The organism is Ekhidna lutea, assembly GCF_900188325.1.
In the GTDB taxonomy this organism is placed as follows: domain Bacteria; phylum Bacteroidota; class Bacteroidia; order Cytophagales; family Cyclobacteriaceae; genus Ekhidna; species Ekhidna lutea.
In genome coordinates this window covers 232,924-253,762 of the sequence record NZ_FZPD01000001.1, presented here as the reverse complement: position 1 = coordinate 253,762, position 20,839 = coordinate 232,924, and the positions used below count along the sequence as shown (strand labels likewise).

The 20,839-nt window shown below is 39.6% G+C and carries 18 protein-coding genes; 10 read left to right on the top strand and 8 right to left on the bottom strand.

Annotation, left to right across the window (positions count from 1 at the left end; genetic code table 11):
• Positions 1 to 3: 3 nt before the first annotated feature.
• The 4 genes from mnmG to CHB71_RS01075 all read left to right on the top strand — a co-directional run bounded on the left by mnmG (position 4) and on the right by CHB71_RS01075 (position 6,624).
• Complete coding sequence (gene mnmG / locus CHB71_RS01090; protein ID WP_089355032.1) at positions 4 to 1,869, top strand: tRNA uridine-5-carboxymethylaminomethyl(34) synthesis enzyme MnmG; 1,866 nt, start codon at positions 4 to 6, stop codon at positions 1,867 to 1,869.
• A complete protein-coding gene (locus tag CHB71_RS01085; RefSeq protein ID WP_089355031.1) occupies positions 1,869 to 2,741 on the top strand; it encodes a class I SAM-dependent methyltransferase in 873 nt (290 codons plus the stop codon). The genes mnmG and CHB71_RS01085 overlap by 1 nt, the downstream gene beginning before the upstream one ends.
• Positions 2,738 to 4,435: an Ig-like domain-containing protein gene (locus tag CHB71_RS01080; RefSeq protein WP_089355030.1), complete on the top strand. Its 1,698-nt coding sequence runs from the start codon at positions 2,738 to 2,740 to the stop codon at positions 4,433 to 4,435. The genes CHB71_RS01085 and CHB71_RS01080 overlap by 4 nt, the downstream gene beginning before the upstream one ends.
• Before the next feature lie 380 nt (positions 4,436 to 4,815).
• A complete protein-coding gene (locus CHB71_RS01075) occupies positions 4,816 to 6,624 on the top strand; it encodes a tetratricopeptide repeat protein (protein ID WP_089355029.1) in 1,809 nt (602 codons plus the stop codon).
• Here the strand turns inward: CHB71_RS01075 and CHB71_RS01070 are convergent.
• The gene (locus CHB71_RS01070) at positions 6,601 to 7,074 is read right to left on the bottom strand and encodes an Lrp/AsnC family transcriptional regulator (RefSeq protein ID WP_089355028.1); all 474 of its coding nucleotides are present in this window, start codon (positions 7,072 to 7,074) and stop codon (positions 6,601 to 6,603) included. The genes CHB71_RS01075 and CHB71_RS01070 overlap by 24 nt on opposite strands.
• A gap of 133 nt (positions 7,075 to 7,207) precedes the next feature.
• On the opposite strand from CHB71_RS01070, the gene CHB71_RS01065 reads away from it, so the two are divergent.
• Positions 7,208 to 8,494, top strand: a complete 1,287-nt coding sequence (locus CHB71_RS01065) for a cystathionine gamma-synthase family protein (protein ID WP_089355027.1) — start codon at positions 7,208 to 7,210, stop codon at positions 8,492 to 8,494.
• Between the two features lie 218 nt (positions 8,495 to 8,712).
• Here CHB71_RS01065 and CHB71_RS01060 read toward each other — a convergent pair whose 3' ends face one another.
• Positions 8,713 to 9,270, bottom strand: a complete 558-nt coding sequence (locus CHB71_RS01060; RefSeq protein WP_089355026.1) for a hypothetical protein — start codon at positions 9,268 to 9,270, stop codon at positions 8,713 to 8,715.
• 90 nt (positions 9,271 to 9,360) lie between these two features.
• Between CHB71_RS01060 and CHB71_RS01055 the strand changes: the two genes are divergently transcribed.
• The 5 genes from CHB71_RS01055 to CHB71_RS01035 all read left to right on the top strand — a co-directional run bounded on the left by CHB71_RS01055 (position 9,361) and on the right by CHB71_RS01035 (position 15,421).
• Positions 9,361 to 9,858, top strand: coding sequence for a MarR family winged helix-turn-helix transcriptional regulator (locus CHB71_RS01055; RefSeq protein ID WP_089355025.1), 498 nt, complete (start codon positions 9,361 to 9,363; stop codon positions 9,856 to 9,858).
• Between the two features lie 23 nt (positions 9,859 to 9,881).
• Positions 9,882 to 12,263, top strand: a complete 2,382-nt coding sequence (locus CHB71_RS01050; RefSeq protein ID WP_089355024.1) for a 3-hydroxyacyl-CoA dehydrogenase/enoyl-CoA hydratase family protein — start codon at positions 9,882 to 9,884, stop codon at positions 12,261 to 12,263.
• Positions 12,264 to 12,286: 23 nt separating this feature from the next.
• Positions 12,287 to 12,643: a four helix bundle protein gene (locus tag CHB71_RS01045; RefSeq protein WP_089355023.1), complete on the top strand. Its 357-nt coding sequence runs from the start codon at positions 12,287 to 12,289 to the stop codon at positions 12,641 to 12,643.
• Between the two features lie 33 nt (positions 12,644 to 12,676).
• Positions 12,677 to 13,852 (top strand): thiolase family protein, encoded by a 1,176-nt coding sequence (locus tag CHB71_RS01040; protein WP_089355022.1) that lies wholly within the window; start codon positions 12,677 to 12,679, stop codon positions 13,850 to 13,852.
• Positions 13,853 to 13,954: 102 nt separating this feature from the next.
• Positions 13,955 to 15,421: a M28 family metallopeptidase gene (locus CHB71_RS01035; protein ID WP_089355021.1), complete on the top strand. Its 1,467-nt coding sequence runs from the start codon at positions 13,955 to 13,957 to the stop codon at positions 15,419 to 15,421.
• 423 nt (positions 15,422 to 15,844) lie between these two features.
• Here CHB71_RS01035 and CHB71_RS01030 read toward each other — a convergent pair whose 3' ends face one another.
• The 6 genes from CHB71_RS01030 to CHB71_RS01000 form a co-directional block, all read right to left on the bottom strand.
• Positions 15,845 to 16,504, bottom strand: coding sequence for a response regulator transcription factor (locus CHB71_RS01030; RefSeq protein ID WP_089355020.1), 660 nt, complete (start codon positions 16,502 to 16,504; stop codon positions 15,845 to 15,847).
• A gap of 25 nt (positions 16,505 to 16,529) precedes the next feature.
• Positions 16,530 to 17,297, bottom strand: coding sequence for a sensor histidine kinase (locus CHB71_RS01025; RefSeq protein WP_089355019.1), 768 nt, complete (start codon positions 17,295 to 17,297; stop codon positions 16,530 to 16,532).
• Positions 17,287 to 17,979, bottom strand: a complete 693-nt coding sequence (locus tag CHB71_RS01020; protein ID WP_089355018.1) for a hypothetical protein — start codon at positions 17,977 to 17,979, stop codon at positions 17,287 to 17,289. Before CHB71_RS01020 ends, CHB71_RS01025 begins: the two co-directional genes overlap by 11 nt.
• A gap of 793 nt (positions 17,980 to 18,772) precedes the next feature.
• The gene (locus CHB71_RS01010; RefSeq protein WP_089355016.1) at positions 18,773 to 19,126 is read right to left on the bottom strand and encodes a hypothetical protein; all 354 of its coding nucleotides are present in this window, start codon (positions 19,124 to 19,126) and stop codon (positions 18,773 to 18,775) included.
• 311 nt (positions 19,127 to 19,437) lie between these two features.
• Positions 19,438 to 19,566, bottom strand: a complete 129-nt coding sequence (locus CHB71_RS19070) for a hypothetical protein (RefSeq protein ID WP_262485918.1) — start codon at positions 19,564 to 19,566, stop codon at positions 19,438 to 19,440.
• Between the two features lie 175 nt (positions 19,567 to 19,741).
• Positions 19,742 to 20,821, bottom strand: coding sequence for an aminotransferase class V-fold PLP-dependent enzyme (locus tag CHB71_RS01000; RefSeq protein ID WP_245811191.1), 1,080 nt, complete (start codon positions 20,819 to 20,821; stop codon positions 19,742 to 19,744).
• Positions 20,822 to 20,839: the final 18 nt, after the last annotated feature.

Below are 20,839 nucleotides of genomic sequence, written 5' to 3'. Positions count from 1 at the left end.
TTTATGCTTCAAGAGTACGATATTATAGTTGTTGGCGCTGGGCATGCAGGCTGTGAAGCTGCTGCTGCCGCTGCAAACATGGGTTCAAAAGTATTGCTGGTAACAATGAACATGAACACCATTGCTCATATGTCTTGTAACCCAGCTATGGGCGGAATAGCTAAAGGGCAGATCATTAGAGAAATAGATGCGCTTGGTGGCTACTCTGGGCTGGTTACGGATAAATCAATGATTCAGTTTAGAATGCTAAACAGATCTAAAGGCCCTGCTATGTGGAGCCCTCGGGCGCAATCCGATCGTATGCGCTTCGCAGAAGAATGGAGGCTATCACTGGAAGGCATTAAAAACCTGGACTTTTGGCAAGAAATGGTGAATGGACTGCTCGTTAAAGATGGCAGAGTAACCGGTGTAAAGACTGGGATTGGACTAGAAATATCCGCCAAAGCAGTGGTGCTTACCAATGGTACTTTCTTAAATGGTCTTATTCATATAGGAGAAAAACAATTTGGTGGTGGTAGATCCGGTGAGCGCGCAGCAACAGGAATAACAGAGCAACTTGTGGAGTTAGGCTTTGAATCTGGCAGAATGAAAACTGGAACTCCGCCTAGAGTAGATGGACGTTCATTGGACTATTCGAAAATGGAGGAACAGGAGGGAGATGAAATCCCTGGCAAATTCTCATATCTTGAATCTTCAAGACCTCTTACCACACAAAGAAGCTGTCACATTACATATACAAATCCCGAAGTACATGAAATACTACAGTCAGGTTTTGAACAATCACCGATGTTTACTGGCAGAATTCAAGGGCTAGGGCCAAGATATTGTCCTTCAATTGAAGATAAAATCAACAGATTTGCTGATAGAAACAGGCATCAAATCTTCGTAGAGCCGGAAGGCTGGAACACGGTAGAAATATATGTTAATGGCTTTTCTACTTCACTTCCGGAAGGTGTGCAGTTCAAAGCATTACGAAAAGTACCAGGTTTTGAAAACGTAAAAATGTTTCGTCCTGGCTATGCAATCGAATATGATTTCTTCCCGCCTACACAACTTTCAAATACATTAGAGACCAACCTGATCGAAAATCTATATTTTGCCGGACAAATAAACGGAACCACAGGTTATGAAGAGGCAGCTTGCCAGGGAATGATGGCCGGTATTAACGCCCATTTGAAAGTGGCTGAAGAAGCCCCATTTATACTTCAGAGAAACGAGGCATACATTGGTGTACTAATTGATGATCTTATCAATAAAGGTACAGATGAACCATACAGAATGTTTACATCCAGAGCTGAGTTTCGTTTGTTATTACGTCAGGACAATGCAGACATAAGACTTACAGAGAAAAGTCATGGCATAGGATTAGCGTCTGATGAAAGGTTATCACAGGTTAAAAACAAAAAGAAAGAAACAGAAAAGTTAATTAGCCTATTGAACGAAATACAATTCAAACCTAATGAAGCTGAAGACAAACTTGCAGCTCTATCATCGGCACCCATAAAAGACAAATCGTCATTGGCTACAATTTTGAAAAGACCTGAAATATCGATCTATGATTTTAAGTTATTCTCTGGAAAAATAGAAGAGGCTTTGAACTCCTTTTCAACAGAAGTGATAGAGCAAGCAGAAATACAAATCAAGTATAAAACATACATAGATAGAGAACAGCAGAACTCTGAAAAAATGAGCAACCTCGAAAACTTGCGAATCAAAAAAACCTTTGACTATAACCAACTACCTTCATTATCAGCCGAAGCAAAAGAAAAGCTATTGAAAATAAAACCAGAAACTCTGGGCCAGGCCTCCAGAATTAGCGGTGTATCCCCTTCTGATGTTTCTGTTTTAATGGTTTACCTAGGTAGATAATGTACGAAAAATTAGATAATTGTCCCATTTGTAATCATACCCAGTTTCAGAATCAAATCATTTGCGATGATCATTCTGTTTCGGGAGAAAGCTTTGCATTAGTAAAGTGTTCAAATTGTTCTTTGGTTTTTACAAACCCACGGCCTGATGAGGAATCCCTACCCAAATATTATCAAAGCGACGCGTACATCTCGCACACAGATAGAGCCAACTCCCTTATTAATATTATTTACAAGGTTGTTAGAAAGATTACCCTTCGTAAAAAAGTGCACCTTATCAATAAAATAAATACTCAATCTGGTCAATTGCTGGATTATGGTTGTGGTACAGGTGATTTCATTCAAACTGCTACAGAAAATAATTGGCAGGCTTTTGGATATGAGCCTGATGAAAAAGCAAGAGTTATTGCTAAATCAAAAAATGGCACATCGGTGATAGAAAAATTAAGTGAGGTAAATGACCAGGTGGATATAATTACTGCATGGCATGTTATTGAACATGTGTCCGATCTTAAAGAAACTATTAAGTCATTAAAAAAGAAATTGAAAGAAGGAGGACATATGATATTAGCTGTTCCAAATTACCAATCATTTGACGCTCAACATTACCAAGAGTTTTGGGCAGCATACGATGTTCCCAGACATCTCTATCATTTTGATCAGGTATCAATGAAAGCATTGGCTACTCAAACAAAACTTAAACTGGTTGAAACAATCCCAATGCTATTCGATTCATATTATGTCTCTTTGCTTAGTGAGAAATATAAACCTAAAGGAAGCTTACTTAATGCTTTAAGAATCGGCCAACTATCCAACAAAAAAGCAGCCAAAACCAATCAATATTCAAGTTTGATCTACATTCTCAGGAAATGAAGGATTTCATAACCATCATCCTATTTATTATATTCATTGATATTACCTTCCATCAATGTGCTAATCCCGGTAGGCCAACAGGAGGTCCAAAAGACACCATTCCACCCACACTTATATATGCAAATCCGGTTTCTGGAACCACCAATTTTAATTCCAGTGAAATTGAATTAGAATTCTCTGAATTTATTACTGCTGATAAGCTTAAACAGCAATTAATAATTACACCTAAAACTGATATTAACTATAAGTCAATTGCTAAGCGTAATAAATTAATTATTAAGCTGGAAGGAGAACTAGAAGATTCTACTACCTACAACTTCAATTTTGCTGATGGTGTAACAGATATTACAGAAAATAACCCAGCTATTAATTTATCGATAGCATTCAGTACAGGTCAATACATTGACAGTCTATCAATAAAGGGATCTGTAGAACAACTCTTAACTAAAGAGCCAGGTAAAGAGTTTGTTGTTGGGCTATACCCGTTTTCAGACAGTCTTGATTTCTTCTCAGAAAATCCAATGTATTTCACTACTGCTAATGATTCCGGAAACTATGTAATTAATTACATTAAAAAAGGAGTTTATAAAATCCTCGCATTTAATGATGACAACAGCAATTTCATTTTAGATCCTGAAACTGAAGCACATGGGTTTCTTCAAGATACTATTCGCTTAGATTCAAGTACAATTCTTCCACCAATTAGAACAATTCTGCAAAATGTAAAACCAATCAAACTTATCAATGCAAGACCTGCAGGACCTTATCTAGAAATTAAATTCAACAAAACTCCAGATGAATATTCAATCACTCCAGATTATTTATATCATCAAGTAGTTGGAGATAAAAAAGATGTTTTAAGAGTTTACAAACCAGACACTATCAATTATGGCGATAGTCTACAGTCTATCATTTACGTCAAGGACAGCTTAAACAATGAAATTAAAGACACAATAAACTATGTCTTTTTACAATCCAATAGAAAGCCGTCCAGCTTTACATACTCAATTAAAGAATCAAAATTGTTTATAACTGATTCGAATAGAATTTCTTTAAAATTCAACAAACCAATCAAGTCATCAGACTCTTCCAAATTCTATATTCAAGCGGATAGTACTTTTTCACTTCAGGTATTTCCTAAGTCAAAATGGAATCACAATTTCACTACACTTGATTTGCAATTCAAGTGGTCTCCCGACAGCATCTTTGCTGCTTATGAAAAAACATTGCCCAGAGATACAACAGCAATTGATTCTCTTTCAAATGATCCAATTAATCAATCCATTTCTGCCGGACCAAAACAACCCGCACTTAAACTTATAATTGATAAAGGAGGCTTTGTATCTGTTGAAAATGACACTTCAGCACAAAAAGCATTACCACTGTCTAAGCCAACTAAACAATCAGCAGGTGTTTTGAAATTGACAGTGCAAACAGATGAAACTCATTTTACTATCCAACTAATTGACGAGAATGGAAAAGTTGCCTATCAAAAATCAAATGAAAAAAACATCACCTTCAATACTATTAAACCAAGTAACTATACTGTAAGAGCACTAATTGATGATAACAAAGATGGAAAGTGGTCATACGGTAACCTGCTCAAAAATCAGGAACCTGAACAAATATTCCTTTATCGTCAGGAAACAAGCATTAGAGAAAATTGGGTTGTAGAGTTGGGCATAACTTTCTAATCCTGTGCATAACCGGCTTTAAGAAAGTTGATAACTAATAGACTTAACACACAAATTATAAATATTGAATATCCGGAAATGATAACATTTAACAAATCCTACCTTATCGACAATTTATGATTTTGATTCATACAAAAAGATTCCAACATTGAAGAATTACGCATTATCCACAAAAAGCATTAAACAACTCGTTTTCAATTAATTAGATGTGAATACACTGTTAAATAAGAAAAAATCAAATCCACCTTATAAACAATCCGTAAATACAAACTTTAACTCTTTATCTTATCCACGTATCCACAGCCCTAATAATAAGAATAGTATTTTATTAAACTTTATATAATATTATAAGGTATGTATATATGTGAATTAATTGAACAATGATCCGAAGGGCTTTACTCTACATATTTTTCCCACTTAATCTGATAATTGCACAGAGCCACGATCAAATTCAGATTGCCAATGAATATTATCAGCAAGGTGATCTGGAGAAAGCTCGGATGCTTTACGAAGACTTATCCGATAATCCATACAACCTACAGCTGATTGCTGGAAACTATCTCACGTTATTAAAAGCTACCGGAGATTTTGATGTTGCAGAAAAATTTTTGCAACGCTCTATCAAAACCTTTCCATCTAATATGCAATTCAAGGCAAACCTCGCAGCAGTATATAATGAATCTGGAAATACGGAAAAACTCAACAGTTACATTAAAGATCTTACCAAGGAATCAAAATCAAACCCTTTCCAACTGAGTATTCTTGCACAGTATTTTGCCAACGAACAGCTTTATGAAGAATCCATTCGGTTTTTTAAAGAATCAAGAGAAGCGCGTAATAACCCAACGGTTCATGCTTTGGAGCTTGCTTCCATTTATCGCATGGTCAATGACAAAGCCTCAATGATCGAGGAGTATTTGAATTATGCCTCCGATAGTCCGAACCGACTCAGCTACATTAAAAACCTACTTCAGAATTTTATTCAACAGGAAGAAGATTTGAATGAGTTAGAAAATACACTTATTCGTAAAATGCAGGAGGAGCCGGATGACACCAAGTTTGCTGAACTCTTACTCTGGGTGGAGCTTCAGCGAAAAAATTTTTACGGAGCGTTCATCCAAGCCAGGGCCATTGATAAAAGAAACCAACGCCCGGGAGATCGCTCCATGGATATTGGACGCATTGCAATGGAAAATAATTCGTATGATGATGCCGAAGAAATTTTCGAGTATGTAGCACGTCAATATCCAAACTCCAGAAACTATCAGTTTGCCCGAAAGCTGTGGATGGATTCGAAAGAGCAAAAAATCAAGAATACTTATCCGATCAACAAATTGGAGATTCGAGAACTAGCGAATCAATACCAGGCTCTCTACGATGAACTATACCCGTCACAAACTGCTTTCGACGCATTAAGAAGTAAGGCGCTGTTACACGCCTTTTATTTGGATGAAATTGATTTCGCAGCACAACTCCTCAACAAACTCGTTACGGACCCAAGAGCAGGCCGCCAGTTGCTTTCACAGAGCAAACTGGACCTGGGTGACATCTATCTGTTACGAGGCGAACCATGGGAGGCTACACTTTTGTATTCTCAGGTGGAGAAAGCATACAAAAGTCATCAGCTCGGATATGATGCAAAATTGAGAAATGCCCGACTGCATTACTTCACCGGAAATTTTGCTTTGGCGAAAGGACATTTAGATATCCTGAAAAAAAACACCACAAGGGAAATTTCCAATGATGCTATTTCCCTCGGTATGCTCATTACGGACAACACCGCACTCGATACCACCGATGCAGTGATGCAGGAATTTGCAAACATCGAGTTGTTGATTTTTCAGAATAAAAAGGCGGAAGCTAACCAACGATTGAGTGTAATGCTTGAACAGTACATGCACCACTCAATCACGGATGAGATTTTTTGGCTCAAATCGAAATTGGAACTGGAAAATGGAAACACAATCAGTGCGATCGAATACCTCGACAAAATTTTAGCCTCTTACGCATACGATATTTTGGCTGACGATGCTGCGTTTAAGAAAGCGGAAATTGTGGAGCAGCAGCTCAAAGATGTGGAACAGGCAAAATCACTCTACCAACAATTTTTGGTTGAGTATCCGGGTAGCATGTATTCGGCGGAAGCCAGGAAAAGATTTCGGCAACTACGCGGAGATTTTGTCAACTAGCGGTAAGACATCTGTTTGTTTCACTTTCTTCAACACCATCATACTTTGTACCAGTCGAATGTTGTCAAGCTTAGCCAGTTTCTTATTTACAAAATCGGCATAGCCGTCCATATTATTCACGAGCACTTTTAGCAAAAAATCAAATGACCCTGCCAGGTGGTAACATTCCATTACTTCTGGAAATTTCGAAATCTCCACTTCAAACTCCCGTAAATAATCTGCCTTGTGTGATTCCAATGTCACGGAAGAAAACACCTCAAACCCAAATCCGGCTTTTTTCGGATTGACGGAAGCATGATAGCCGGTGATCACGCCTTTTCGCTCCAGCCGTTTCAGCCTCTCATAAATCGGTGTGATACTCAATCCCAACTCGGCACTTAATTCTTTCATGGTCAACTTTCCATTTTCCTGGAGAAGCACCACCAGCTTTTTATCAATGTCATCCATCATGTTTCTGTTTAGTCCGAACTTTAGGATAAAATAAAGAATAAATGAGTTGTCAAAATAATAATTAGTAGATGATTTTTCTATATCAATTGAATTTAATAGTTAATTCATCCAATTTCGATTAAAATATCACGCTATGAAAAATCTAAGTCCGGAAAGTTTAATGATGTCCTATGGCTTCAAGCCCTCATTATCAGAAGGAGCCATCAAGCCACCCATATTCCAAACGTCCACATTTGTTTTCGAAAGAGCCGAAGATGGAAAAGCATTTTTCGAACAGGCCTACGGCTTAAGAGAAAAGAATGAAGGCGAAGAGCTGGGTTTGATTTACAGCCGACTAAATAATCCCGATCTTGAAATTCTTGAAAACAGACTGACGCTCTGGGATCAGGCAGAAGATGCAGCTGTTTTTGAAAGTGGAATGGGTGCAATTACAACTGCGCTTATGCAGTTTTTGTCTCCTGGTGATTTGCTGTTGCACAGCAATCCGATCTACGGAGGAACAGATCATTTTGTAAAACACGTTCTTCCAAGGTTTGGTGTGAATGTTATGGGATTTGATCCGAATCAAACTCAGGAAGAGATTGAAACAATGGTGAAAGAAAGCGGACATCCACTAAAGATGATCTATGTGGAAACACCTGCCAACCCAACCAATCACCTCGTGGATCTGGAAATGTGCCGATCGATCGCAGAAAATTTCACAACAGACGAGCGACCACTTATTGCAGTTGACAATACTTACATGGGACCAATCTGGCAGCATCCATTGAAACATGGAGCGGATCTCGTACTTTACTCAGCCACCAAATACATTGGCGGACATAGTGATGTGATTGCAGGTGCTTGTTTAGGAAGCAAAGCATTGATTGCTCAGATTAAAGAAATGCGGACATTCCTTGGAAACATGGCAGGACCATGGACGGGATGGTTGTTGCTTCGAAGTTTGGAAACGCTGAAAATCCGAATGGAAAAACAAGCCGACAATGCAGCGCATGTTTATGAGGCAATCAAAGCGCATCCGAAAGTGAAAACAATCCATTATCTCGGTGCACTTAAAGAAGGGACTAAGCAAAAAGAAATTTTCGATCGACAATTCTCATCCGGAGGAGCGATGCTAAGCATCATTTTAAACGGTGGAGAAAAAGAATCATTCCAGTTTTTGAATAATCTGAAGCTAATCAAGCTAGCCGTAAGTTTGGGAAGTACGGAATCATTGGCGCAGCACCCGGCATCTATGACTCATGCGGGAGTGGATCCGGATGAAAGACTGAGATATGGAATTACCGATGGACTGGTTCGACTTTCCGTAGGGGTTGAAAACCCCAAAGATCTGATTTGGGATATCGAGCAGGCACTGGAGCAAGTAACAATCGATTCAAAGAATGAATCAAAACCTTCTTTGGAGCCAGAGATGGCTTGATCGAAAGAAATCATTTTTTTTTAAAGAGATACACTAGATTAGAAGGGTGAAAAGGTTTTTCATCCTTCTTTTTTTGAGTGGAGCATTAAACAGCTGGTCACAACAAACCATAGAAAACTGGAGCCATCCGTATCAATTCAAAAAATAACTCACCGTATTCTCTGCCCCAACTCCGTTCTCTCGGTGGTTAAACTCAGCTCCCTCTGCGGTTAAATAAACTAAACCAAAATCAATCTCGGAGGAGCAGGCTCCATGAGCGAAGGATCAGGTGAAAAGTGCTTATCCAAAAAACCATTCATTTCATCAATGGTTTTATCAGAAAGAAGTGGAATTAATTCCTCCATTACTTCTCCAGAAATCATATAGGGTGGATTCTCCATGTTCAGCTTGTTGCCTTTGCAGTGTGCGTAGATTTGGTACTCCCTACATTCATTCACATTCGTTTTTTTTATCATACAGGATTGTAAGTTTTCTTCGGCCGACTGTTGTTGCATTTCAATCCGGTGTTGTACATCCATGTTTTCCTGAAAGTACTGCATCATCTTCTGCCAGGACTCTTTTGAAACTTCCCGCCTCATTTTTTCTGCACAGTCCATGCATATCGCATAGTCAAACACCACATCCCTGGCCGGATACCCCTCGTAATTCTTAATTGCTTTTTCTATGATATATTCAGTATCTTCATGTAAGAGATACTTTTCACATTCGATACATCGCTCAAAAGGCGTATTTGTTTCGAATGAATAAAAATCACCCGGTATTTCCTGATCCTTCATATTTCAAAACTATAATAAGCAGAAGGAACAAAAAATAGTATGCATGCATAACAAATTTTCCTATATTTGAACTGTATAAGCTAATACACCATGAAAAGAGAAGAAACGGTCGACTACAACATAAAAGCTTTATGGCATGGCGTTTCCCGAATGTATAACCAATTCGGTTCGCCTTATGATTTGACGGCTTCCACCGGATTTGTGCTATTAAATATTGATGTGGAAAACGGCACACCGGCAACTAAAATTGCCCCTATGCTGGGGATGGAATCTAGAAGCCTTACTCGTATGCTTAAATCCATGGAAGAGAAGGGCTGGGTTTATCGGAAGAAAGATGCAATAGACGGAAGATCGGTCCGGGTTTTCTTATCGGATATAGGAAAAGAAAAGCGGGAGCTTTCCAGACGTGCTGTTCGCGAATTCAATACAAAGATCCGAACACTGGTTGATGAGAAGAAGCTAAGCGTCTTCTTCGAAGTACTTCAGGAGATCGGTGGAATTGTAGACGACCCTTCCTTGTTCAAAAAAGTAGCCGATCAGATTGCAGAAGAGTTTGCAGCTGATGGCTTATTACAACCCAATCATTAAATCTTAAAAGGAAATAAACACTTATGAAACGAACCATTAAGAAGGCAGCTGTTCTTGGATCGGGAATCATGGGCTCACGTATCGCATGTCACTTCGCCAATATTGGTGTAGAGGTGGTGCTCTTGGATATTGTGCCACGTGATTTGTCCGATAAGGAAAAAGAAAATCCGGCCGCCCGAAACAAGCTGGTGAATGACGCGCTACAAACAGCGATAAAATCAAACCCATCACCACTTTACGACAAATCCAAAGCTCGATTGATCGAGACAGGCAACTTTGATGATGATTTATCCAAAATCAAAGACGTTGATTGGATCATCGAAGTAGTTGTAGAGAATCTTGAAATCAAAAAATCACTTTTCGATAAAGTAGAAAAGGAAAGAAAACCGGGAACGCTTATCACATCCAACACATCCGGCATTCCGATTCATTTGATGCTGGAGGGTAGAAGCGAAGATTTCCAAAAACATTTCTGCGGAACGCACTTTTTCAACCCTCCGAGATATCTAAGGTTATTGGAGATTATCCCAACAAAGAAAACGGATCCGGAGATTGTAGACTTCTTCATGAAGTACGGAGATCTGTATCTGGGAAAAGAGACAGTATTGTGTAAAGACACGCCGGCATTTATTGCCAACCGAATTGGAGTATACGGCATGATGTCTACCATGCATGTTGTAGACGAGCTTGGATTAACAGTAAATGAAGTAGATAAACTAACCGGTCCGGTAATCGGTCATGCAAAGTCTGCTACATTCCGAACGTCAGATGTTGTAGGGCTTGATACGCTCGTTAATGTATCCAACAACTTATACGCTGCGCTCGAAAAAGACGAGTCGAGGGAGATATTTAAACTGCCGCGTGTAGTTCAAAAACTTTCGGATGAAAAATGGCTGGGTGATAAAACCGGTCAGGGCTTTTACAAGAAAGTAAAGAAGGATGGCAAGTCGGAGATTCTTGAGCTCAACCTCAAGACTTTTGAGTACGAGGAAAAGTCAAAAGCCAAATTCGATGTGATGGATAAAACCAAAAACATCGAAGATGTAAGAGGTCGTCTTCCAATCCTTTTGAAGGATGATGGAAAAGCCGGCGAATTCTTCAGAAAGACTTTTTACGACCTGTTCAAATATTGTTCAAATCGAATTCCGGAAATCGCAGATGAGCTTTACAGAATTGATCAGGCTGTTGCAGCTGGATTTGCATGGGAACTAGGCCCATTTGAATCTTGGGATGTGCTTGGTGTTGAGGAAACAGCCTCTAAAATGAAAGAAGCAGGAATGGAACCAGCCAGCTGGGTTCAGGAAATGCTGGATGGCGGAAACAAATCTTTCTACAAATTCGAAAATGGGAAGAAACACTACTACGATATTCCTTCAAAATCATACAAAGTAATCCCCGGAACTGAGGGTTTAATCTTCCTTGATGCATTCAAAGAAAGCAACGTGGTATGGGAGAAGCCGGGTGCTACCATTTACGATATTGGAGATGGTGTATTGAATCTCGAATTCCACACGAAAATGAATTCTGTTGATGCGGATGTGATCGAAGGAATCAACACGGCCATTACCATGGCAGAAAATGATTATCGTGGATTGGTCATTGGAAATGAAGGCCAAAACTTCTCAGCCGGTGCAAACCTTGCGATGTTGTTTATGTACGCAGTAGATCAGGAGTTTGATGAAATCGACCTGATGGTTCGAACATTCCAAAACACCATGACTAAAGCACGATTTTCAAGTGTGCCGGTTGTGGCAGCAACTTCAGGTCTTGTACTTGGTGGCGGCTGTGAGTTGTCCCTACATTGTGATGCCATTCAGGCCCATGCAGAATCGTATGTTGGTTTGGTGGAAGTTGGTGTAGGTCTGATTCCTGGTGGTGGCGGAACCAAAGAGTTGACGCTTCGGGCCGCCGATGAATACACACCTGGAGATCCTGAACTAAACACGCTTCAGGAATACTTCATGAATATCGCTACAGCGAAAGTGGCAACTTCTGCTGCGGAAGCGAGAAAGATGAATATCCTCAGAGGTGGTGATGAAATCACGTTGAACAGGAACCGTTTGTTAACAGATGCAAAGGAGAAAGTTTTAGCGTTAGCTGATGCTGGATATACTCAACCTGTTCCAAGAGAAAACATCAAAGTACAAGGCAAATCAGCCCTTGCGATGTTCCATGCAGGAATCAGTGGGATGAAATATGGAAGCTACATTTCAGAGCATGACCAGAAGATCGGCCAAAAGCTAGCTTGGATTATGGCAGGGGGAGATTTGTCAGCACCGACAAAAGTTTCAGAGCAATATCTGCTGGATTTGGAAAGAGAAGCTTTCTTGAGTTTGTGTGGAGAGCCTAAAACGTTGGAGCGAATACAGAGTATTCTTTTCAAGGGGAAACCGCTTAGAAATTAGACTTTAGACTAAAGACGTTAGAGATGCATAATTTCAAAGAATTACATGTTTGGAAGAAAGGAATTGATATCGCTCAAAATATTTATGAGTTGACTTCAAGATTTCCAAGTGAGGAAAAATTTGGAATCGTTTCACAAATGAGAAGAAGTTCTGTCTCGGTTCCTTCTAACGTTGCTGAAGGTGCTGGCAGAAAGACAGACAAAGACTTTTCGAACTTTCTTTCTATTTCTCTCGGCTCTCAATTTGAGTTAGAAACACAGTTAATAATTTCAAATAGAGTCGGCTTTATTTCTGATGAACAACTTGCAAAAGAATCATTGGAACTAATTGAATTACAAAAAATGACACGTTCTTTAGTTGATAAATTTTCTAGAGTCTAGTGTCCAAATTCTAATAATCTTAAAAAATAAGTTATGAACGCATATATAGTAGCAGGATATAGATCGGCGGTGGGAAGAGCAAAAAAAGGCGGCTTCCGATTTTACCGACCGGATGATTTGGCGGCAGATGTGATCAAGCATCTGGTTGGGTCAGTTGAAGGATTTGACGCCACACGGGTGGATGATCTGATAGTTGGGAACGCAATTCCTGAGGCAGAGCAAGGGTTACAAATGGGCAGATACATTTCTCTCCTTTCTCTTCCTATGTCTGTACCAGGCATGATTATCAATCGGTATTGTGGATCTGGCCTGGAAGCAATTCACCTAGCCTGTGCAAGAATCCATTCAGGCACAGCAGACTGTATCATTGCCGGAGGAACAGAGTCCATGTCTTTGGTGCCGATGATGGGATACAAGGCAGCCTTAAACTGGAAGATTGCTGAAAAGCACCCGGAATATTACCTAAACATGGGGTTGACGGCAGAAGAGGTGGCAAAGGATTTTAATATCTCAGCAGAAGATGCGAACAAGTTTGCTATGGAATCTCACCAAAAAGCAGCCAAAGCAATCAAAGATGGAAAGTTCAAAGATGAGATTGTGCCAATCACTGTGGAGGAAACTTTTGTAGGTGAAGACGGCAAACGACATAAGAAAGAATTTGTGGTAGACACAGATGAATGTGTGAGAGAAGAAACCAATATGGAAACCCTTGGCAAACTTCGTCCGGCATTTAAGCAGGGCGGGCAAGTAACAGCGGGAAATTCTTCTCCTACTTCAGATGGAGCAGCTTTTGTGATGGTAATGAGTGAGAAAATGGTGAAGGAGCACAATCTGGAGCCAATCGCACGAATGGTTTCGTATACTGCAGCTGGTGTTGACCCCAGAATCATGGGAATAGGGCCGGTTGAAGCAGTGCCAAAAGCATTGAAGCAAGCAGGCTTGAAACAAAATGACCTGGATCTTGTCGAGTTGAATGAGGCGTTTGCTGCTCAGTCGCTTGGAGTTATCAGAGGGTTGGATTTGGATACGAGCAAGCTAAATGTAAATGGAGGAGCCATTGCACTTGGTCATCCGCTGGGATGTACAGGCGCAAAGCTTTCCATCTCGCTGTTCAATGAAATGAGAAGAAGAAAAGGTAAATACGGAATGGTCACCGCATGTGTTGGTGGTGGACAAGGAGTAGCTGGTATTTACGAATTTTTTAATTAGACATAGTAGTAGTAGTGGTTAATGATGAATGGGTCATCTACGCCGGTGGATGGCCTTTTTCATTTAACTCTTTGAGCTAACTTGGCAGCAAAATCTAAATCCATGAAAAAAATCTACTCACTAATCACGGTTTTATTTGTCCCAGCCCTCCTTTGGGCCCAAACAGATAAAGAGCTTGCAGAACAAGCGACAAACCAGGCAATCATCAAAAGCCACATTGGATTTCTGGCTTCTGACGAACTTAAGGGAAGAGACACACCTTCTGAAGGATTAAAAATTGCTGCAAAATATATTGAAAGCCGGTTTCTGGAATACGGTGTAAACATGGGGCCGGGCATGGAATCATACATGCAGCCAGTGCCGATGAAAAAAGTGGCACCAAGAAAAACAGCAGCCATAAAAGTGGGAAAAACGGAGTTGATGCTGAATACTGACTTTGTGGTAATTGATGGAGATGAAAGCGTTTTTGATCAGCCGTTTTATTATGCCAAATATGGTATGCCCGATGATTTAACAAAAGAAAACATTGAAGGAAAGGTTGTTTTTACGATTTGTGGAGACGGTGAGAGTCAAAACCCTCAGGAATGGTTCACTCTATCTGGTGAAAAAAGAAAGAAAGTAAAAGAACTCGGTGGTCTGGCTTTAATTGAACTTTATAGCTCTGCTCAGTTACCATGGAATTTCCTGGTAAGATATTTAAGTCGTGAGCAAGTGATCATCAATGAAACTAGCGAAGAGGGCTCTATTTCTCATATTTGGCTTAACCGATCGGTTGAGGATGTTTCATTTCTAGATTCTAAGAAACCCGCATCTATCGTTATCGGTGAATCAGAAAGTGAAAATTTTATAAGTCAAAATGTGGTTGGGTATGTGGAAGGAACAGACCCAAAATTAAAAGACGAATTTATTGTGTACTCTGCTCACTACGATCATGTTGGAATAGGACAAGCGGATGCCAATGGGGATAGTATTTACAATGGATCAAGAGATAATGCTGTCGGGATTGTGACTGTATTATCAGCAGCAAAAAGTATAGCAGCAAACCCAACGAAGCGCTCTGCGCTTTTTGTCCTCTTTACCGGAGAAGAAAAAGGACTGCTTGGAAGCAAGTATTTCGTCGATAATGCACCAATCGAATTGAGCAAAATGGTTTACTGTTTCAATTCAGACAATGGCGGATACAATGACACTTCAAAAGCAACGATCATTGGATTAGGAAGAACCACTGCTGATGAAATGATCATAGAAGCATGCAAAGCGTTTGGTCTTGAAGCCACAGACGATCCTGCACCGGATCAAAATTTGTTCGACCGATCAGATAATGTACGTTTCGCGGCAAAAGGCATTCCAGCTCCAACCTTCGGTATGGGCTTTACCGCCTTTGATGCTGAGATTACCAAGTATTATCATCAGCCGGGGGATAATCCTGAAACCCTGGATTATGTCTATCTGGAAAAATTCTTTAGAAGCTACGTTTACGCATGTCGCATGATCGGCAATGCGAAGAAGGCGCCATTCTGGGTGAAAGGCGATAAGTATTATGAGGCAGGAAAAGAGTTATATAAGTAGGAGAAGCCGTCCTACCACTTCGAGTGGTAGGACGACTTAACTTAAAACCCAAAAAAAAGGCCCGGGAACGGGCCTTTCTATATTTACAGGATTGGTAGTGAGGATTTTACTAAGTGTTTTCTTAAATAGAAAATGCCAGGGAGCCCACTATGTGAGTGAGATAGTTGGCAAACCAAAGGATTAAGCGAAAACCTTGGACTCCCAGCATCTTCATAGATTAACCATCAACCTAAGAGCGTATCATCTATTGTTTGTAATAAATGACAATATGAAATTAGACAATCCAGGAATTCACAAACTGTACTCAAACAGGCTGAACCAAGCATTATTCTTGTAATGCGCTGAAAAAGAGCTAATTACGAAAAGAGCTAATTATAATTTTACCTGAAAAGTGGTATTAGAATACCCAAAAGTGGGTAGTGCCTAAAATGCAGCTATTCCATTTTGAAAAGCGAACTTCACCAAGCCAACTGCATTTTTCGCTTTGGTTTTCCGCATAAGATTTTTTCGATGTGTGTGTACGGTTTGCTCACTAAGAAACAACTTTTCACCAATCTCCTTCATGGTGAGTTCCTGACAGATATGCTGCAAGATTTCAATTTCACGAGGGCTGATATCTGCGCGCCTTGCTACACCTTTATCCAACCCATCTTTCTGTACTTTTTTGTGAAGCGCTTTGGAAACTAATTGGTTGTAGTAAAAATCATTATTTGTAACCGATACAATGGCTTTATGTACCTCATCTGGGTCGGCATTTTTTAAAAGGTAGCTATGAACACCTATCTCAATCAAATCTGAAATAATCTGAAGTGAATCATGCATCGAGATCATGATGATTTTTACTTCTGGATATTTAGAAACGGTCTTTTTTGCGGTTTCCCAGCCGTCCATAACCGGCATCTCAAGATCAAGTAAAAGCAAGTTGAAAGACCCTTCCTCTAGTTTTTCCAACGCTTCCTTCCCATTTTCTGCTTCACCTACGCTTCCCACCTCATCAAATGACTCAAGGAGCATCATGGTACCTCTACGAAAAAGGGTATGGTCATCTGTGACCAAGATGTTTAGCTTTTCTGGTTGATTCATGTCTCACTCGGTTGACCATCACAAATTAATCAATCGAATGCTCTATTACCAAATCTACTTTGGCCCCACCTGTATCGCTATTGGAAAAACTAACACCAGCATGAATAGCTTGGGCTCTGTTTTTAATGTTAAGTAAACCCATGCCATTGCTGTTTTTTAATACATCTTCTGGAAATCCAACCCCATTATCGCGATAGCAAATGTGGATTGTTCCTCTATCGTTGGTGAGTGAAATCTCTATTTTATTAGCGTTGGCATGCTTTAATGAGTTATTTGCTAGTTCTTGAACGATACGAAATAGCATCAGCGAATCCTCATGGGCTAACTTTTGTTCTCCCCATTCGATGATGCTCGCAGTAATCTCATCCGAAGAAATTTTTTCAAACAAATCTTCAACAGCATGCTTAAGCCCATATTTTTTCAAAATAATAGGCATCATCTGGTGTGAAATGCTTCGAACCTGTGAAATCGTTTCGTCCAGATGACCCAGGATGGGCTCAAGAGAAACGACTCCTTCTTTCTTCTTCGTTACCTGCAGGTTTAGTTTGATAGAAGAAAGCATGGCTCCTACACTATCATGTAATTCGGTACCCAACCGGTTACGCTCAGCTTCCTGAGATTTTAAAGTCGCATTGAGCATTTCTTCCTGATGCTTTGTTTTTACCTCCTGCATTTCAAGCTGGTTTTCGAGGACTTTTCTTCGATATAAAAGCACAAAGAATACCACAGAAAATGCCATTAACATTACACCAATGGTCCCGATGATGACAAGCAAAATGACTTTACTTTCCATCTGTTTTAGGGTTTAAGATTGGATCATAGACACCTTTATGCAAGAGAACCATAGCAAAGAAAAGCATATAGTTTTTTGATGTATTGGCAAAAAGATTGACCATATTGATAGGAAAGAGCTGTTTGGAGGTGATTTCCAGCTCAAATACCAGGTATTGCATAAAAAGCCCCTTGAGAAATGTAAGAGCATAGTAAGCGAAAAATGCTGTCAATGCGTAGAAAACCGGCATTTTTAAAAGCTCTCCTTTTGGTTTGCTTAATATTTCACGAAATCCTAATACGGATAGTGTGAGAAAAACAGCTGAAGAAAAGACCCAGGTAATGGTATTTGATTCCAGAAAGGTCATGAAAAAACCAAACGAAATAATGGCCGTAAGTGCAAAAATTATAGCAAGGACAGTAATGACTGTTTTGAGTTTCGGCAATACACGAACAAAAAACCAGGACATCAGAAAGTAATTAACAAGAATCCACCAGTTGCTGCCGATGTAGCTATTTGGATAAAAATGCTTGATGTAGATATAGATCGAAAAATCAAATATGAAACTTGTAAAAACGATGTAGAAGAGGATTGCAGCGTTTGACTTCCACTGCCTGATAAAAAAAAGGAAAAACAAAATTCCCGGAATGCCTGAATATCGATTCAGATCCGCAAAAATCCAGAATACATCAGAAGACGTCAATTTTGTAATTTATTCTTGGAATGATAGGCTTTCGAAAAAGCATACAAAAACCAAAGTGCACCTCCAAAGATAAGCCCTGTCCCATATACTACGATATTCACGACAATCTCTATCATGCCTTTGCTGATTTTGGTTTTAAGGTATCAGGATAGCCTTTATCTATAAGGACGAGTGCGTAGAAGAGGATGAAGTTTTTAGTAATGTTAGCGGATAAACTAATAAACAGAATCCAAGCATATGCAGCTTTAGATATTTGAAGGTCAAAAATGAGAAAGTTTTTAAACAAGCTTTGAAGTAACAAAACACTGTTATAAATGAAGAAAGAAGAGGCAATCCAGAAATATGGATGTTTTCTGAGTCGGCCGTCAGGCTTTTTTAATAGTTCTAAATAAAACGCTAGTGACAGAAATATAAAAGTGCTATTACTAAATAGCCGTATAAAGGTATTGGACTCTGTGAGCTTGAAAAAGTAGGTAAATGATAGTATTGAACCAATGAAAAAAACCGTTATTAATAGTGAAATTAAAAACTTTCTACTTTTTAGTAAATGCTGAAATAGAATAAGAGAAACAATAAAATTGGCTATGTACCACGAGTTTGAAACAATAAAACTGTTAGAATAGATTCTCACAAAAAAATAGTTCAGGTTGTCAGCTAAAAGTGAGCAAACAAGAATAATGAAAACTAAAACTGTCGTATGTTTTTTGTCTCGTATGAAAAAAATAAAATAAAGGCTCCCAGCTAAAGCTGAGAACCTATTAAATTCTAAAAACCAATTTATAAACGTTTCCACCTATACACCATTTGGACACCAAGGGGGACACGTATCACCATCATCCGCAGGATCATCATCTCCCGGATTCTTTAGGTTTGCAGCCGCACCCAACGATTTCATTTTCTTATCTAATATGTTTCCATCCGCATCCGCCGGAAACAAAACAAGTCGCTCTTCACCGTCATCGTTGATGCCTTTGAAAAACCAGATGCCTTCACAGCCATCGTAATTTTGCAGTGCTTCTAGGATGTCTGAACCATACAACCATCCATGAGTACCATTGGGGTTTTTCTTCTGATAATCTTTGACCCATTTCCTGGCCTTAGATTTGTCCATCTTCTTGCCGATTTTTCGTACGTCTTTCTTTGCCATTTTTCTAAAGGGTTAGTTGGTTAGTAGACAATGGTAGCGTGAACTCCATTTTATTCAAAGAAGACTTCAAGAAAAGGAATGAAAAATACCCAAAAGTGGGTAGTTAATTACTTAGAAAATGTAAATGAGGAGGCTGAAATTGGATCAAAGTTGAAGAAGCAACTATATTTGCTCTCCACATAAAAATTGATCAAAAATGGCAATGCTAGGAATAATTATCGGACTGTTTGTTTTGGCAATTCTTTGCCCGTTTATCCTACCAAATAAGGCGGTAAGCAAACACGAAGGAGATCACGTAGAATAAACGTGATTTAGTTCTTTTTCTGACTTTCTTTTCGCGCGTTTACAAACATCAGGGCATGTGCAAATGCAGCTAGAATGATGATGATGTTTACAAAAATGTTTACGCCTTCGGTTACTGCAGGATTCGTTAAGTTCATTTTCTTTTGTTTTAATTTATTACCAATCAAGAAAAGGTTTTTCGTAGTAAAGGAAAATACGCCACTTTTACCCATTCATCCCTAAAGGGAATCTCCTTATACCTCCCTTTAGGGTTGGGGTCTTTTAGAACATTAAAGAAAAACTTTTCTTGGATGACCACTGCTTATCAGTTAATCACCTGGATGCGAAGATAGGTTCTTTCATTGCTTTGAGCAATTTTCTTACGTCCATTTCGTCGTTATATACATGTGGTGAAACCCGAACGGCCTTTCCTCGGAAGCTCACGCTGACCCTATTTCTTGTTAAGGAAGTTTTTAATGCATCGACGCTTACCGAATCGGGTAGCCGTAAACCAAAAAGGTGATGCGCACGATATATCTCACTCTCGATACCATAACCTAGCTCTGCCAACTCTTTAATGGACTCACTCATTAATTCTTGCGTATATACCTGAATATTATCAGGCTGCCAGTTTATAATCTGTCGGATGGCCTGATGAAGCATCGGCACCAGAATAAAATTGCTATGCTCACCTACTTCGTACCGCAATGCTTGTTCTTGATATTCGTCCTGATAGTTAACCAGATTGGTAAAGTCTTCGCTATTTAGCCGGTTTATCCAGTTTTCTTCAATCGGCACCCCACCATCAAACGCCGGGCCGTAATAGGCTAATCCAATGGAATATGGACCCATCAGCCATTTATATCCCGCACATATTAGCGCATCAGGTCGGATATCTCTTATACTGAAGGGAAGTGCACCAACAGACTGAGTACCATCAATGACAAGCAGTCCACCAACCTGATCTAGTTTTTTGCGTATTTTTTGCAATAAAAACAACGTTCCGTCCGACCAGTGAACATGCCCAATTGCAAGCACTCTAGTTTTTGGAGTGATGGCATTCAATATTTCGTTGTTCCAACTCTCTCCCCTGTTCGCACTGTCACTTGGAGAAATAGGTTTAACATCAAAACCCTTTTCTTGTAGCTTCAACCAAGGATAAACATTGCTTGGAAACTGCTCTTCTGCCAACAATATTTCTCCATCCTTGAATGGAAGATTGTTAACGACATTGGCAAGTCCATAGGATACTGACGGAATTATCACTACACGTTTTGGCTCATCATTGTCAACTAATCGTGAGTAGAGCACTCTCAGGTCTTCCGTTTCTTGGAAGAAATCATCGACTGATATTTGAAATGGCTTTCGCTTTCTTTTCAATCCTTTCACACCTGCGCTTTCTACCTTTTTCATCAGGGGAGACATGTAGGC